The sequence below is a fragment of the Nonomuraea sp. NPDC050643 genome, assembly GCF_040654715.1.
Classification (GTDB): Bacteria; Actinomycetota; Actinomycetes; order Streptosporangiales; family Streptosporangiaceae; genus Nonomuraea.
The window spans coordinates 28048-43017 of the sequence record NZ_JBFAIM010000012.1 but is presented as its reverse complement, the minus strand read 5'-3'; the positions used below and the strand labels follow the sequence as shown (position 1 = coordinate 43017).

Below are 14970 nucleotides of genomic sequence, written 5' to 3'. Positions count from 1 at the left end.
CGTCAAGCCGTCGCGCGCCACGGCTTCAAGCCGATGCGCGCGCTACGACGCGACCGGTTCGTGCTCGCGGTTGTTGTTGCTGGCCGGCTCGCTGGTCACCGACCGCCGCTTGGACACCACGATCGCGCCGACCACCACGCCCACCGCCACCACGGTGATGCCGATGCGCAGGGCCGGGTTGCCCGCGTACATCACCACGGCCGGCGCCACCAACAGCGCCACCAGGTTCATCACCTTGATCAGCGGGTTGATGGCGGGACCGGCCGTGTCCTTGAACGGGTCGCCGACCGTGTCGCCGATGACCGTGGCCTCGTGGGCCTCGGAGCCCTTGCCGCCGTAGTGACCGTCCTCGACGAGCTTCTTGGCGTTGTCCCAGGCACCGCCGGAGTTCGCCAGGAAGACGGCCATCAGGGTGCCGCACGCGATGGCGCCGGCCAGGAAGGCGCCCAGCGGGGCGTATCCCAGCGCGAAGCCGACCGCGATCGGGGTCATGACCGCCAGCAGGCCGGGCGTGGCCAGCTCGCGCAGCGAGTCGCGGGTGCAGATGTCGACGACGCGGCCGTAGTCGGGCAGCTCGGTGCCGTCCATGATGCCGGGCTTGGTACGGAACTGGTTGCGCACCTCGAAGACCACCCGCATCGCGGCCCGGCCGACCGCCATGATCGCCAGCCCCGAGAACAGGAACACGACCGCGGCGCCGATGATCAGGCCGACCAGGACGTTCGGCTGGTCGATGCTGAGCGAGAAGCTGGCGAACTGGCCCAGAGCGTCCTTGACCGAGTCTGTGGCCAGGGCCAGCTCTCCCTCCACCGCCGTGCGGAAGGCTCCGAACAGCGCGGTGGCCGCCAGTACGGCGGTGGCGATGGCGATGCCCTTGGTGATGGCCTTGGTGGTGTTGCCGACCGCGTCGAGGCTGGTCAGCACGCGGGCGCCCTCGCCGTCGACGTCGCCGGACATCTCGGCGATGCCCTGGGCGTTGTCGGAGACGGGGCCGAAGGTGTCCATGGAGACGATGACGCCCACCGTGGTCAGCAGACCGGTGCCCGCCAGGGCCACCGCGAACAGCGCGACCACCACGTTCCCGAACCCGAGCAGGAACGCGCCGTAGACCGCGCCGCCGATGATCAGGGCCGAGTAGACCGCCGACTCCAGGCCGACGCTGATGCCGGCCAGGATGACGGTGGCGGCGCCCGTGGCCGAGCTTTCGGCGATCTCACGCACCGGACGGCGGTTGGTCTCGGTGAAGTAGCCGGTGAGGAGCTGGATGGCGCTGGCCAGCACCAGGCCGATCAGCACCGCGCCGATGGCGATGAGCCGCGGGTCGGCGTCGAAGTTCTGGATGGTGGAGCCGGTCAGCTCGCTGAAGCTGCTCGGCAGGTACCAGAACGCGGCCCCCGTCACCAGGACCGCCGAAATGGCGGCCGAGATGAAGAAGCTGCGGTTGATCGCCGCCATGCCGTTGCGGTCCCGGTCACGTAGGCCGGTGACGAAGATGCCGATGATCGCCGTGATCACACCGATCATCGGGACGATGAGGGGGAAGATGAGCCCCTCTTCGCCGAAGGCCGCCCGGCCCAGGATGAGGCTGGCGACCAGCATGACCGCGTACGACTCGAACAGGTCGGCGGCCATGCCCGCGCAGTCACCGACGTTGTCGCCCACGTTGTCGGCGATGGTGGCGGCGTTGCGGGGGTCGTCTTCGGGGATGCCCTGCTCGACCTTGCCGACCAGGTCGGCGCCGACGTCGGCGGCCTTGGTGAAGATACCGCCGCCGACACGCATGAACATGGCCAGCAGCGCCGCCCCGAACCCGAACCCTTCGAGTACGTGGGGCGCCTCACCCTGGTAGATGAAGACCACGACGGCCGCGCCCAGCAGGCCGAGGCCCACCGTGAACATCCCGGCCACGCCGCCGGTACGGAACGCGACCCGCATGGCCCGCTTCTCGCCCGATTCCTTGGCCGCGGCGGCGACGCGGACGTTCCCGCGCACGGCCAGCCACATGCCCATGAATCCGGTCAGCGCGGAGAACACCGCACCGACCACGAAGAAGATCGAACGCCCGACGCGTACGTCGGTTTCTCCAGGTAGCAGGAGCAACAGGAAGGGGATGATGACGACAAAGATCGCCAATGTTCGGAACTGGCGCGTGAGATATGCGGCAGCGCCCTCTTGCACGGCGCGCGCGATGTTCTGCATTCGTTCGGTGCCCTGGCCCGCGGACAGCACTTCGCGCACGAGGCCGCCGGCGACGGCTAGCGCGATCAGTGCGACCGCGGCGACCACGATCACGATGGTGAGATTGTTTCCGCTCAGAACCAGATTGGACGCTGGCTCCGCTGCCAGCAAATGCCTGCTCATCGTTCTCCTCGGCAAGACCGGTCGTCTCGCCCGGGCGGTGCTGCGGCTCTCCTCGGCGGGTGTTGCGGCACCATCCGGGTTGTGGGTGCCGCTTCCGGTTGAATCCGCGTTCCGCCGGATCACCTTGGCCGGTGCCGGGAGTCTACGCAGGCAGTCAGCGGATATGAAGGCTCTCGAGCCCGCTAATTATGCGAGTGTCCAGTAATCCCCTGCCAGTGACCCGATTTGTGTTCTGACAAGCGAAATTTCCGCACCTTTACGGTCGCGGCAAGGCTCAATAATGGACGACCGAAACCAGCCGAAGGAGGTATGAGGACTTAAGTGATCTTTGAGGCGCGACCCGCTGGGAGCCAGTGAGAGGCCATGACGTGGGAGCGCGCCCACGCCCCACCAGCGACCCCCGCCCCGAACACCCCACCCCAGCACCGCGCCACCCGCCGCCCAAAAGGTACCTTCAACGCCTTTGCCCGGGAGGCCCGTTCATGGCGGTGCGTTACAGATCACACAGTGAGGCCCCGAGAGGGGCATCGACGACCGCACACCCCACCTCAGCAGAAGGCCCACATCACCTACTGCCTCAACCCTTCACCTCAAGACTCAGCCCTTGGCACCCAACCCCCAGCCCCCCGACACCCGGCCCCGGCTCCCGGCTCCCGGCTCCCGGCTCCCGGCTCCCGGCTCCCGGCTCCCGGCGGAAGACCAGCACAGCCACCCGTGCCACCTTGCATCGACTCCCCGAACACCCGACAGAACCAGCGCAGCCGCCCGTGCCGCCTTGCCACCGACCCCCCGAACCGACTCCCCGAACCCCGCCGCCCGACATGCCGAGACCGATAACCGCACCGCAAGCCCGCCACCCGACACGCCGAAACCGACGCCCGCCTCGAAGCCCGAGCACATCGCCCAAACCAAGACATCACCCGCAAGGCACCCAGCGCAGGTCGCCCTATGGCTCCCGCTACCCCCGGCCACCCGGACCCCGGGACGCCGACCAGCTCATGCCTGGGCAGGCTTACAACGCCACCTGTGCGACCTGGCTGCATCCTCGTCCGCCCACAGCCCCTGAGCGCACCAGGAACCCCCGGAGCGCCCACCAGAGCCCCGTGCCAGCGCCGAACAGGCCCCGTGGCCAGGGCAACCGGGAGTGGCCGAGGGTGACCTACCTGGTTCGGCCCCTGGCCCGTCACCACCCGCCGAGCCCATGGGCAACGGCCAGAGAAGAACCCGGGGTCAACGCATGACGGAAGGCACGGTGCCCGGACGCCGTTACGGCGGCCGGCCCCGTGCGGGTCAGAGGGCGTCTCCCTCGTGGACCTCAACCATGGTCGGCGTTTGGCGCCCACCCCGGCCTGCCGTACCAAAAAAAGGCATTTGGCCCGTCCAGCACACGAACGAACCTGCCACGCAAAGAACAAAAAAAAGCATGAACCGATCGAGGCACGGCGGGATGGCAGGCATCCGCACAGCACCCCGATCGCACCCGGTCGCCCGGACGGACGGTCAGATGCCGACGGCCGCGGGCCAGCTCATGCGGATGTTCGTCCCCTTGGGGCTGGGGAAGACCTGCACGTCATCGGCCAAGCCCTCGATGACCGCGATGCCGAAGTTCGACATGAAGGAGTCAGAGAGCATGCCCAGATCGAGGGGCTGTTCCTGCTTGATCTCGTCACTGGGGGCTTGATCGCTGACCGTGACCTCGAAACGTCCGGAATCGTCACGAAGCTCGATGCGGATGGGCTCGCCCGGACAGTGAGCGCGGTGTGCCTCGACTGCCCGGGAGCACGCCTCACCCACGGCGAGCCTGACCTCGTCCAGCAGGGACTCTTCCACGCCGGTGCGGCGAGCGATCGCCGTCGCCACCAGTCGGGCGGTCCGCACGTGTGCGGGGAGTGCGCTGAACGTCAGCTCGACGGTAGCCATGCTACTTGTCTTTGCCGTGAGCTTCCTTGGCCTCGTCGACCGAAGCGTAGATCCCGAAGACCTTGGTCAGACCAGTGATCCGGAAGATCTTGAGGATGCGCTCCTGGGTGCAGACCAGCTCGAGTGAGCCGTCGTGCGCGCGAACTCGCTTGAGCCCCCCGACCAGGACACCAAGGCCCGTGGAGTCGAGGAAGTCCACCTTCTCCATGTTGACGAGAAGGTGGAAGTTGCCCTTGTTCACCAAATCGATGAGGAGCTCACGCAATCTCGGCGCCGTGTAGACATCGATCTCACCCTCGACCTCCACGATGGTGAGTCGGTCTTCGGTGCGGTGATCCAACTTCAGATCCACAGATCCTCCAGCGCCTCGCCTGCGAAAGTACTCTTGTGGGCCTGGCAGTCTGGGGCGTGGCCCCAGACTGTCCGACCCCGACGCGCGGCATTCAACCACGCGCCTGGCTTGTGTCTATACGAAATCACGATTCCCGGCGACTTTGCCCATCGATGCAAGACTGGAAACAGTGACTTCCTCCGCATCCTCCCCACAACAGGCAGGTCCACTCCTCCACCACCTGCTTGGCGTTCCCGCACGTCACGAGCGTGTCACCCATGTGGAGCATGTTCCAGCACGTCAGGCCGGTCAAGTCCAATGGCCCAAATGGACACCCGACGTTCTTGTTACGCGCTTGGCGAACCGCGGGGTGACAGGACTCTGGCCTCACCAGTACGAGGCCGCCGACCTGGCATTTCGTGGCCGAAACGTGATCATCTCGACGGGGACGGCGTCGGGGAAGTCGCTGGCCTACCTCACTCCCGCGATCGCCTCTTGTCTCGACGGCGGCACGATCCTGTACCTGACGCCGACGAAAGCCCTGGCCGCCGACCAACTCCGCGGCCTGCGCGAGCTGCGCATCACCCAGCTCCGCGCGGCCTGCTTCGACGGAGACACCCCTTTCGAGGAACGCACGTGGGTACGCCAGCACGCCAACTACGTCCTGACGAATCCGGACATGCTCCACCGGAGCCTCCTCCCCCGCCACTCGCAATGGTCGTCGTTCTTCCGCCGCCTGCGCATGGTCGTCGTGGACGAGTGCCACGGCTACCGCGGCGTCTTCGGCTCGCACGTAGCCCAGATCCTGCGCCGGCTCCGCCGCGTCTGCGCCCGGTACAACTCGCACCCCACCTTCCTGCTCGCCTCCGCGACCGCCAGCGAGCCGGGGGCGTTCGCCATGAGGCTGACGGGGCTTGAGATGCACGAGGTGACAGTGGACGCCTCGCCGAAGGGTTCGACAACCATCGCGCTCTGGGAGCCGCCCTTGACGGAGCTCCGGGGCGTGGGCGGGGCTCCTGTGCGGCGTACGGCGACGGCGGAGGCGGCGGACCTGCTGGCCGACCTCGTCCTGGCCGACGTACGCACCCTCGCCTTCGTCCGCAGCCGCCGAGGAGCCGAAACCGTCGCCCTGTCCGCCCGCGCCAAACTCGCCGACGTCGCCTTCTCCCTCTCCTCCCCATACGCTCCCCCACCCACCACCTCCCCCAACAACACTCCCCACCCTGAGAACACCCCACATTCCGCGCACACCCCACACCCGGAAGACAGCCCACACCCCGAAGACGACCCACCTTCGGGAGACGACCCACCTTCCGGAGACGACCCACACTCCGGACACAGCCCGCGCTCCGAAGACAGCCCGCGCTCCGGAGACAGTGCACACTCCGAGGCCAGCTCACGTCCCGCAGAGGGCCCACGCTCAGGAGACGGTGCACGTTCCGGTGACACCCCACACTTCGGCGACAACCCGCTCACCACGCCGCAAGCCGGGAACGACACGACTACTTCTTCCCAGAGCTCACTCGCCTGGGCACTCCCAGACTCTCCCGCCGCACCTGACTGGGCCGACCTCCCCAACAAGATCGCCGCCTACCGGGCCGGCTACCTCTCAGAGGACCGCCGGCTCCTGGAGAAGGCACTCCGCGCAGGCACGATCATGGGCCTGGCCACCACGAACGCCCTCGAACTCGGCGTGGACGTCTCCGGCCTGGACGCCGTACTGATCACCGGCTGGCCCGGCACCCGCGCCTCCCTCTGGCAGCAGGCGGGCAGAGCGGGCCGCGACGGTCAGGACGCGCTGGCCGTGCTGATCGCCAGAGACGACCCCCTGGACACCTACCTGGTGCACCACCCCGAGGCCCTGTTCGGCCAGCCCGTCGAGGCGATCGTCCTCGACCCCGACAACCCGTACGTCCTGGGCCCTCACCTCTGCGCCGCCGCCGCCGAGATCCCGCTGACCGAGGACGACCTGCCCGTTTTCGGCACCACTACGTCCGACGTCCTCGAAGACCTGGTCACCCAGGGCCTGCTCAGGAGGCGCCCGGCGGGCTGGTTCTGGACCAGGCGCGAGCGCGCCACCGACCTCGCCGACATCCGAGGCGGCGGCGGCTCCCCCATCCAGGTCGTGGAGTCGTCCACCGGCCGCCTCCTGGGCAGCGTCGACGAACCCTCCGCCCACAGCGCGGTCCACACGGGTGCGGTCTATCTCCACCAGGGCGAGACCTTCCTGGTGGAACTCCTCGACCTGGAAGCCGGAGTGGCCCTGGTCAGCAGCGCGAACCCGGACTACACGACGTTCGCCAGAGACATCACCGACATTTCCATCCTGGCCACCCAGCGCTCCCACCCCCTCGGACCCGGCACACTCCACTTCGGCGAGGTCGAGGTCACCCGGCAGGTGGTCTCGTACCTCAAGCGCAGACTCCAGTCAGGCGAGATGCTCGGCGACGAGCCGCTGGACCTGCCGCCCCGCACCCTCCGCACCCGTGCTGTCTGGTGGACCCTGCCCGCCTCGGCAGTGGCCCCCCTCGCCGAGGCGGGCATCGACCTCGGCGGAGCCGCCCACGCCGCCGAACACGCCTCCATCGGCCTCCTCCCCCTGTTCGCCACCTGCGACCGCTGGGACATCGGCGGCGTCTCCACGGAACTGCACGCCGACACGGGCCTGCTCACCGTCTTCGTGTACGACGGCCACGAGGGCGGCGCCGGCTTCGCCGAACGCGGCTACGCCCGCGCCACGGACTGGCTCACGGCCACCCGTGAAGCGATCATGTCGTGCGAGTGCGAACGAGGCTGCCCTTCCTGCATCCAGTCCCCAAAATGCGGCAACGGCAACGAGCCCCTCCACAAGCGCGGCGCCATCCGCCTCCTCAACACTCTTCTCAACCCTGCCCCGTAATGAAATTCCGCACGGCACATCCGTTTGTTGCGCATGGGCACGGTGAAAATTAACGACGGTTCGTTAACAAGCCCCGGTAGACGCAGCCAGATAACTCACGGTCAGCGCACGCAGAGCCACTCCCCACAGCCACACGCCAGCGACCCTGCCCCCGCCGACCAGCGGCGACGCCCACGGTCGCGCCCTCAGCCAGGTCAAATGCGCAGGTGCGATCCAACGTGACGCGAGCATCACTCATCGACGACGCGCGTCCATGCGCAGAGCGAGCGACGTGTCTGTACGCGCACACGCGGGCGAGCGTACCCACACGCGTGTGCCGGCGAATCGATGCCGCGAATTTCCGCACGAACCTGAGAAACGACCTTAATCAGCACCCGCAGCGGAACCAAGACCCTCTGACATGCTTATCTAACTTTCGCCATCTCGCTGCCGAAGCCCACCGACATAAGCGCGTTCATTTCCCTTGTTCTTGTTGTTATTGTCGCCGCCACCACCACGGGCCTCGTCATCGTCGGCCGCCCAGAAGTCAGCGGCGCCCGGCTGTGGCCGCTCCCAGAAACCGCTGTCCTCCATGGACCTCGGCGACGGCGGAAGATAGTCGTCCCAGCGCTCCTCAAGCCGCCCGGCCGCGAGCGGGGTGACCGGAGCGGAAGGCTGGGGCACATCTGTCACCGCCGAACTGGGCAGAGCGATACGAACCGGCCCCGGGAGAGCGTCCGGAGCGACCTCCCGTACATCGTCCGCACTGCGGTGGAGCGGAGGAAGGGCAGCGGGCACCCCGTTGCGCGGTTGCTCGGACGCGGACGGCTTCGGTTGCACGGGACCCTCCGCGGGCTGGCGATCGGCCGATAAGGGCGACTGCTGAGCATGGGGCTGCTCGGGGACACGGGTCTTGGCGACGGCCAAGATCACAGCGGGCCGCCGACGCACTGCCGCAGTTGCTGGCACACCTGCATCACCATGCCCGGCCGGAACCGCATTCCCGCCGCCGCCCTGCGCCGCAAGGTTGGCCTGGGTCCCAGGATCGACCTGCACTCCGCCCACCGGAGTCCCACCGCCGCCCGGGACACCGACGGTGGTCGCAGGCGCGGAACCGCCTCCGCCCCCGGCGATCGCACGACGACGAGCCCACGCTCCCGCATGAGCGCCAAGGAGCAGCAGCAGAATGCCTCCTGCGACGTAGATGCCGTACTGGCCGATGTTTCCCATGGGGGATTCGCTCGACTGAGCCTTCACGCCATCGCTCTGCACGGGGGCGGAGTCCGTCTCCTCCTTGGCGTCGGCCGGAGCCAGGCCGCCGTTCTCGCCCTGTTCGTCGTCCGCTGGGTCCGCAGTGGGAATCGGCAGGTTTCCGCTTGAATCGGTGTCAGGGATGGCCGGCAGTTTGGACGTGGTCGGCTTGCGGGTCGTCGGCTTGCTCGTGGGCTGCGGCTGCTTCTTGGCCGGCAACGTGGGTAGCGCGTCGACCTTCTTCGTGTCGGTGTTCTTCGGCGTCTGTCCCGTATTGGTCGTCGTCTTCTTGGTCGGCTGAGCCGCAGGCGGGGCGGGGAATGTGATGTACGCGGGGGCCGATTCGCCCGACCCGATCGATCCACCGTCGCCGTCGCCCCTGAATGCCTTGACCGTGAACCCCACCTTCTGGCCCACCGCCTTGCTCGGCACCGCCAAGGCCGCCTTGCAGGATGACCCGGAGCAGGCGCTGTCGGCGGACAACCGCCCGACAATGCCGGACTGGGTGTTGGAGACCTCGTACGACTGCAGGTCGGGCTCGGACCCCCTGCTCCACGTCACGACGACTTTCTCGGTGCCCTGCTTGCTCGCGTTCACGTTGCCGGGCGCTTCGGCGGGTCGCCGCAGCTTGAACGTACGGCTGTCGTATCTGGTCCCGGTGATCTCTCCCTTGAGAGTCACGGTGAAAGTCCCATTCGGAGCACTGCCGGCGTCGAACGTCCCGGAGATCGTCTGGTTCGCCCCGCCTCCGGCGACTTTCTGGCTCGGCATGGACGGCCCTTCGACGTACAGCCCCATGTTGAGTTGCATGAGCCCCGTACGGGCGGAAACCGTGACAGACGAGCCTGAGACCACTTCGCCGTCGGAGGGCGACGTGATCTGCCCGGAGGAATCAGACCGGCCCGTCATCGCGGCTGCGTGAGCGGGCCACCCGAGCGCGAGGGATCCCACCACGATCACCCCTGCGGCCACCACTCTGCCGACTACCGTCACGACGCTTCCCTCCATCGAGAGCCTCGCGCCGCCTGACCACCCTCGGGCGCTCACGCGACGACCGGAAGTGCAGTCCGCCCGGTCGATACGGTCACCGACCGTCCCCGGACCCGAACCCTAGCGACTTCGTTCCGGCTCTCCCAGACTCCCTGTCGCATACGGCATGGACCGAGGGTAAGCGGAACCTTACGGGACATAGTCAACTCTTGGACACCATGTCTAAGAAGTCGTGACTCGATTGCGACATTGCCTCGCGAGCCCCAACCGTCCCATTGGCGAGAACGTCAATGGGACGGTTGCTCACCAGGTCGGCATGGCACGGATCGCCCCGAGGAAGGGGCACTCCGGAGTCCCTCAAACGCACCCGGGCGCCTTTCGTTCCATCCCTCGCATGCGCCCACCGACCATCGTTTCCATCACCCTGCGCGCGCCGGTCAAGCCACTCTTCGGCCCGCCGAATGCACCCCGAGCCAGCGCTTCCGTCCCCGCATACGCCCGCCAAGCGCGCTTTAGTCCCCGTGTGTGCCCACCACCTCAGCGTCTCCATTTCTCATACTCCTCAGAACCGCGTTCACCGATGCGCGATCTCGATTGCGGGCTCGGAAACGGACCGCGGGCTCGGACGGATTGCAGGCTCGGACGGATTGCAGGCTGGGACAGGCGCGCGACCGGGTTCTAGCGATCGCTCTCCAGCGGTGCGGGGTCCGCTGGACCTGCGCGCGATCTTCCCGTCAGAGTGCGAGTGCCTAATAACGGCAACGAGATCGGCAGCGAGGTCCAGACATCCGCCGTGTCGTTCGTGATCTTGCATTGAGTCAAGGTGACGCCGTTTTGGGCGGCGAGTGTGGCGGCTCTGGCACAGGCGCCTTCTGGGTCGATGATCGCCAACTTGGCCGCCGCCAAGGCGCTCAGGTCGGCGGCGCTGTTGACGCGATGGCGGGCGACGCGTACGGACCCCACGGTCGCGAAGGCCGTGGCTATCGCCATGAGAAGGCCCATGAGGGCCACGCCCCAGAGCGTGGCAGAGCCTCGATCTTTGGCATTCATTGCTGTCTCCTGGTCGTCTTGCACGGTTCGGAGCTTTCTGTGGATCCTGATCCGGTCATGGTTCTGTGTCGGCGGTGGCTGCGGCTGAGACACGGACTGCGGGCAGGGAACGGCCCCAAGCGGGGCGTACTTCAACTGTGATTTGCACTTTTGTGAACTCCAGGTCTCGGGTTACGTCTACCTGCGCGTCGGGGCGGGTGGCTGAGCGGGCGAAGTCTCGTACTTGATCCAGGGGTTCGCCTCTGGCTGCGGCTCGGGCTGCCGCGCGGGCCGCGTCCACGCATTCGAGCTGGGCCCCCACCGCTTGAATGGCCCACAGGGCGGCGGCCAGGACGACCATGAGCGCGGGCAGCATCGCGGCGGTCTCGGCCGTGACCGAGCCTCGCGATGCCGACCGCTTGTCGCTCGTGGAAGTCCGCGCGTGGCGGAGAGTCATTCCTTGGCGGTGTTGAGGGCTCGGTCGATCAGGGAGGTCAGCATTTCCTGCACTTCAGGGCTGCTGACGACCTTGAAAAGAAGCGCGGCGAAGGCGCAGGCCGCGATGGTTCCGACTGCGTATTCGGCCGTGGACATGCCGCGCTCGCCGTTGGCGATCACATGGTGGAGCCACTTGTTGGATCGAACCCATGCCTTTGTGGTGGATCGGGGCGCTGCGCTGAAAGTCGATGACTTCTGGGGTGCGGCGTTGAGGTCTTGTCGCGAGTTGCTGTTCGCGCACTTCGAGGCGTGGCGGGTGGCGTCAGAAGTGTTGACTGCGTCGTGGGTCATACGGCTGGATGCGTGAGTGCTCGGCTTGGTGTGATGCGGTGCTTCTGGGGTGGCTTTGATGTCGTCTGGCATGGTGGCGGGACTGTGCATCGTGCCTCCAGGTGTTGAGGGCCGGGGTCTTGCCCGGCGGGAGATCCCAGGGTGGCTGAAGCGGGGATGCGACCAGCGAGCCGAATGGCGTTCTGTGGATAACGGGTTCGATGGAGCGGTGGGGTTGTGGACGGGCGTCTCGGCTGCGGGGCGATTGCGGGTTGAGTGACTCCCGATGCCCCTTCTGCGGAAATCGCGGTGTGCGCTGGAAGGCGGTGTGCGCTGGAAGGCGGTGTGCGCTGGAAGGCGGTGTGCGCTGGAAGGCGGGGAAAGACTGTCTCGCCAGCATGAGCAGTTCCAGGTGAGAGCAGCGCGTGCGAGTGGTTGCTGGGTGCGGGTAATGACTGATCGGTTCATCCGCCCTCCCGCGGTAATGCCGACCGACCGTGGACTGGGACGCCCGAGTGGCGGGCAGCGAACGGCGGCGGGGCGGACTGCGGCCGGTGGCCTGTGGCCTGTGGCCTGTGGCCTGTGGCGAGATTGGGCCGGTAGCTGGTGGCGGCCGGTGGCCGTAGGTAAATGGCCGGGGGTGGGCGGCAGCGGGCCGTAAAGACGGCGCACGGCATCGGGAAGCAGCCAGTAGCAGCGGCGAGCAGCGCAAGGCGGTGGCTGACAGACGGCGGCCGCCGGTTGCGCACGCCGTGGGAGGAGGCGTGGGAGGAGGCGGCGGTGGGCAGGCCGGGCCAGCGGTCGATGGTGGATGGCCGGTGGTGGGCAGCAGCAGGCTGTAAAGACGACGCACGGCATCAGGAGACAGCCAGTAGCGGACGACAGAGGGCGGCGGGCATGCAGGGCGGCGGCCAGGAGACGGCGGCGGACTGTAGTGGGCGGTGGACGGCAAAGGCGCGGTGGACGTGACTGTGGGCGGCAAAGGCGGTGGACGGCAAAAGCGTGGACGTGACCGTGGACGGCAAAAGCGGTGGGCGGTGGGCGAGATCAGTGTGGTGGAGCCGAAAGGGTGTCGACGGGTGCCGGGATCCGGGGGTTACGGGAGGACGATTGTTGAGGCTAGGCCGGCTATTACCGGGATGATGCCTAGGAGGACGAAGGCCGGTAGGAAGCACAGGCCCAGAGGGGCTACGGCTTTCACGCCGACGCTTCTCGCGGTTGCGACCGAGGCTGCTCTGGCGCTTTCGCGGGCGTCGTCGGCCAGGCGTGTCAAGACGTCGGCGACGGGAGCGCCGCTCTGAGCCGCTCGGCTCATCGCTCGGGCAAGTGCGCCTGTCGCAGGGTCTTTGGCGAGGATGGCCCAGGTGGGTTCTGGGTCGGCGCCCAGGCGTAGTTGGCTGCTCACCCATGCCAGGCGTTCTCCGAGGGGACCGCCGATCGCGTTGGCGGCGATTTCGGTCGCGGCGCTCACGGGGCTGCCCGCTTGGAGGCAGGCGGTCATCAGGTCTGCGGCAAAGGGGAGGTCGGCGGTTATTCGGTGGCGGTCCTGCTGGGACTGCTGGGGTTCTCGTTTGTGCAGGAACATCGCGGCTGCCGGGGTTACGAGGAGACCCACGATTACGCCTGCGATGCCTCCGCCGATCAGGAGGGCCGAAGTCAGGCCGGCCCCTATGGCGGTGAGTGTCGTTTTGCGGGTGAGGCGGTGTGAGGAGTTGGGGGCGGGGCTCAGCCAGGTGGGTTGGTGTGGGTGCTCCTCAGGGAGGTGGGGTGGGTGGCCTTTGTGTCGTGCTGGGTTCTGCTCAGTGGGTGGCGAGCCCGGCAACTGTGGATTTCCTGTTGGGACTGGCGCGTTTGCTGCGTTTGGCTTGTTTGCCGGGCGTAGTAGGGCCAGGCGGTCCTTGGGTGTCCTTGCGGGGAACCACAGCCAGACGGCCATCCCTGTGAACAAGGCGCACAACAACTGGAGCATCGGTCGGGTCCCGTCGGGGTCGGGGGGTGGGGTGGGGGTGGAGACGGCTTCGGGCCTGGTGAGTGGGTGGGGTGTGGCCCGCGAAGTCGTCTCTGGGGCTTGGGGCAGGCGTTGATGCGGCTGAGCCATCGCGTGCGGGTCCGGGTTCTTACGGTTGAACGGCCGTGGTTCAGGCTTTGGTAGTTCAGGGCTTGCGGTGGCTTGAGCCCAGTGCCTTGGTCTGTGGCGGCTCGGGCTCCAGCCGCTCGGGGTCCAGCGGCCAAACGGCTGTGGTCGTTCAGGCTTCGGCGGTTGAGGCCGGGATGATCGTGCTCCAGTGGCTCGGGCTTTGGCGGTTGGGACTGTGGTGGCTCACCGTCCGGCGACCGACGACTGCGGTGATTCGGGCTCTGGCGGCTTGGGCTCCGGCAGCCAGACGGCTGCGGGGTTCGGGCTGTGAGGGTTCGGGTGTGGATGGTGGGTTGTTGGTCGTTCTGTCAGGGCTGGGCTTGGGTGGCCATGCGGCTGGTCCACCAGAGGCCGCAGGCGTCGAGGGTCACTCCGGCTATGAGGCATATGAAGCCGGGCAGGCTGCCGAAGAGGAAGTTCAACGGGTGCATGTTGAGGGCTCCGGCCATGAGGAGGCCGAGAGCCGGGAGTACGGCGAGCATTTTGGCCGTGGTGCGGGGGCCTGCCAGTTGTGCGGACACGTCCTGGCGGTGGGCTTCGGCCAGGCGTAGCGTGCCGGCCACTCGGTCCACCAGGGAGGTCATGCCTGCGCCCACCGCGGTGCCGACCTCCCAGCAGGCCGCCAGTTGGCGGAGGCCCTCGCCGCCCTGTGGCGGGGCGGCGGAGGTCAGCGCGGCGGCGACGTCGCCGCCGTCTCTGGCTGCGGCGATCACTGGGCGCAGGAGCTGTGGGTCGGGAAAGTCCACCGCCGTGATGGCTTTGGTCAGGGCCTCGCCGGGGGTGCGGCCTGCGGAGAGTTCGGCCGACAGGGACTGGCACAGCTCGATTGAGGCGCGTCGCCAGGCCTCGGCGCGGCGGCTGGGGTTGGGGCGGGTGAGGCGTTCGGCCAGGGATCGCCATTGGGGCTTCTGTTGGACTGTGGTCAGTTTGCTCAGGCGGGTTACGGCGAAGTCCGGGCCTGTCCACAGCCACAGTGCGCAGGCTGTGGACAACGCCGCTATGAGGGCGCTGGTCATGGGGTTTGTCCCTTGTCGGGGCCTCGGTCGGTCGAGGCTTTGGGGTGGGTTCTGCGGCGTGTCTCGGGGTGTCGAGCGATGGGGTTCTCGTTGGTGTCCGGGGGTGCTCGGTGGTCGGAGTTCTCGTCGCTGATTCGGTTCGTGTGCTGGTCGGAGGCCTTGTCGGTGCCTCTGTCCGCTTTTCGGGGCGTGCTTTCGCCGGGGGTTCAGGGGTGGTCGGGGGGTGGGGGGCTCGGTGGCTGGTCGGGGGCTTTTCGGGGGGGTCGGGTCGCCTGGGTTCTCGTTGGGG

The 14970-nt window shown here is 67.7% G+C and carries 10 protein-coding genes; 1 reads left to right on the top strand and 9 read right to left on the bottom strand.

Features of this window, described 5'->3' with window-relative positions; all coding sequences use genetic code 11:
* Nucleotides 1-42: 42 nt before the first annotated feature.
* From AB0I15_RS17520 to AB0I15_RS17510, 3 genes are all read right to left on the bottom strand, one after another.
* Nucleotides 43-2361: a sodium-translocating pyrophosphatase gene (locus AB0I15_RS17520; protein ID WP_358095860.1), complete on the bottom strand. Its 2319-nt coding sequence runs from the start codon at nucleotides 2359-2361 to the stop codon at nucleotides 43-45.
* A 1500-nt stretch (nucleotides 2362-3861) separates the two neighbouring features.
* Entirely contained in the window at nucleotides 3862-4281 is a 420-nt protein-coding gene (locus AB0I15_RS17515; RefSeq protein WP_358095857.1) for an ATP-binding protein, read from the bottom strand.
* Between the two features lies 1 nt (nucleotide 4282).
* Nucleotides 4283-4633, bottom strand: coding sequence for an STAS domain-containing protein (locus AB0I15_RS17510; protein WP_043629845.1), 351 nt, complete (start codon nucleotides 4631-4633; stop codon nucleotides 4283-4285).
* A gap of 409 nt (nucleotides 4634-5042) precedes the next feature.
* Here AB0I15_RS17510 and AB0I15_RS17505 point away from each other — a divergent pair, with 409 nt between their 5' ends.
* The gene (locus AB0I15_RS17505) at nucleotides 5043-7511 is read left to right on the top strand and encodes a DEAD/DEAH box helicase (RefSeq protein WP_358095855.1); all 2469 of its coding nucleotides are present in this window, start codon (nucleotides 5043-5045) and stop codon (nucleotides 7509-7511) included.
* Between the two features lie 408 nt (nucleotides 7512-7919).
* Here the strand turns inward: AB0I15_RS17505 and AB0I15_RS17500 are convergent, their stop codons facing one another.
* The 6 genes from AB0I15_RS17500 to AB0I15_RS17475 form a co-directional block, all read right to left on the bottom strand.
* The gene (locus AB0I15_RS17500; protein ID WP_358095853.1) at nucleotides 7920-9734 is read right to left on the bottom strand and encodes a hypothetical protein; all 1815 of its coding nucleotides are present in this window, start codon (nucleotides 9732-9734) and stop codon (nucleotides 7920-7922) included.
* A gap of 675 nt (nucleotides 9735-10409) precedes the next feature.
* Entirely contained in the window at nucleotides 10410-10781 is a 372-nt protein-coding gene (locus AB0I15_RS17495; protein WP_358095851.1) for an Rv3654c family TadE-like protein, read from the bottom strand.
* Between the two features lie 55 nt (nucleotides 10782-10836).
* Entirely contained in the window at nucleotides 10837-11217 is a 381-nt protein-coding gene (locus AB0I15_RS17490) for a TadE family type IV pilus minor pilin (protein ID WP_358095847.1), read from the bottom strand.
* The gene (locus tag AB0I15_RS17485) at nucleotides 11214-11621 is read right to left on the bottom strand and encodes a DUF4244 domain-containing protein (protein ID WP_358095845.1); all 408 of its coding nucleotides are present in this window, start codon (nucleotides 11619-11621) and stop codon (nucleotides 11214-11216) included. The genes AB0I15_RS17490 and AB0I15_RS17485 overlap by 4 nt, the downstream gene beginning before the upstream one ends.
* A 1003-nt stretch (nucleotides 11622-12624) precedes the next feature.
* Nucleotides 12625-13143 carry a type II secretion system F family protein gene (locus tag AB0I15_RS17480; RefSeq protein WP_358095843.1) on the bottom strand — a complete coding sequence of 173 codons (519 nt, stop codon included), beginning with the start codon at nucleotides 13141-13143 and terminating at the stop codon, nucleotides 12625-12627.
* An 830-nt stretch (nucleotides 13144-13973) separates the two neighbouring features.
* Entirely contained in the window at nucleotides 13974-14681 is a 708-nt protein-coding gene (locus AB0I15_RS17475; protein WP_358095841.1) for a type II secretion system F family protein, read from the bottom strand.
* Between the last annotated feature and the right edge of the window lie 289 nt (nucleotides 14682-14970).

What these genes read in the sequence shown, in the direction of transcription:
- AB0I15_RS17515 (WP_358095857.1), bottom strand. Translation starts at nt 4,281, where the DNA reads ATGGCTACCGTCGAGCTGACGTTCAGCGCACTCCCCGCACACGTGCGG.
- AB0I15_RS17485 (WP_358095845.1), bottom strand. Translation starts at nt 11,621, where the DNA reads ATGCCAGACGACATCAAAGCCACCCCAGAAGCACCGCATCACACCAAG.
- AB0I15_RS17475 (WP_358095841.1), bottom strand. Translation starts at nt 14,681, where the DNA reads ATGACCAGCGCCCTCATAGCGGCGTTGTCCACAGCCTGCGCACTGTGG.
- AB0I15_RS17490 (WP_358095847.1), bottom strand. Translation starts at nt 11,217, where the DNA reads ATGACTCTCCGCCACGCGCGGACTTCCACGAGCGACAAGCGGTCGGCA.
- AB0I15_RS17520 (WP_358095860.1), bottom strand. Translation starts at nt 2,361, where the DNA reads ATGAGCAGGCATTTGCTGGCAGCGGAGCCAGCGTCCAATCTGGTTCTG.
- AB0I15_RS17495 (WP_358095851.1), bottom strand. Translation starts at nt 10,781, where the DNA reads ATGAATGCCAAAGATCGAGGCTCTGCCACGCTCTGGGGCGTGGCCCTC.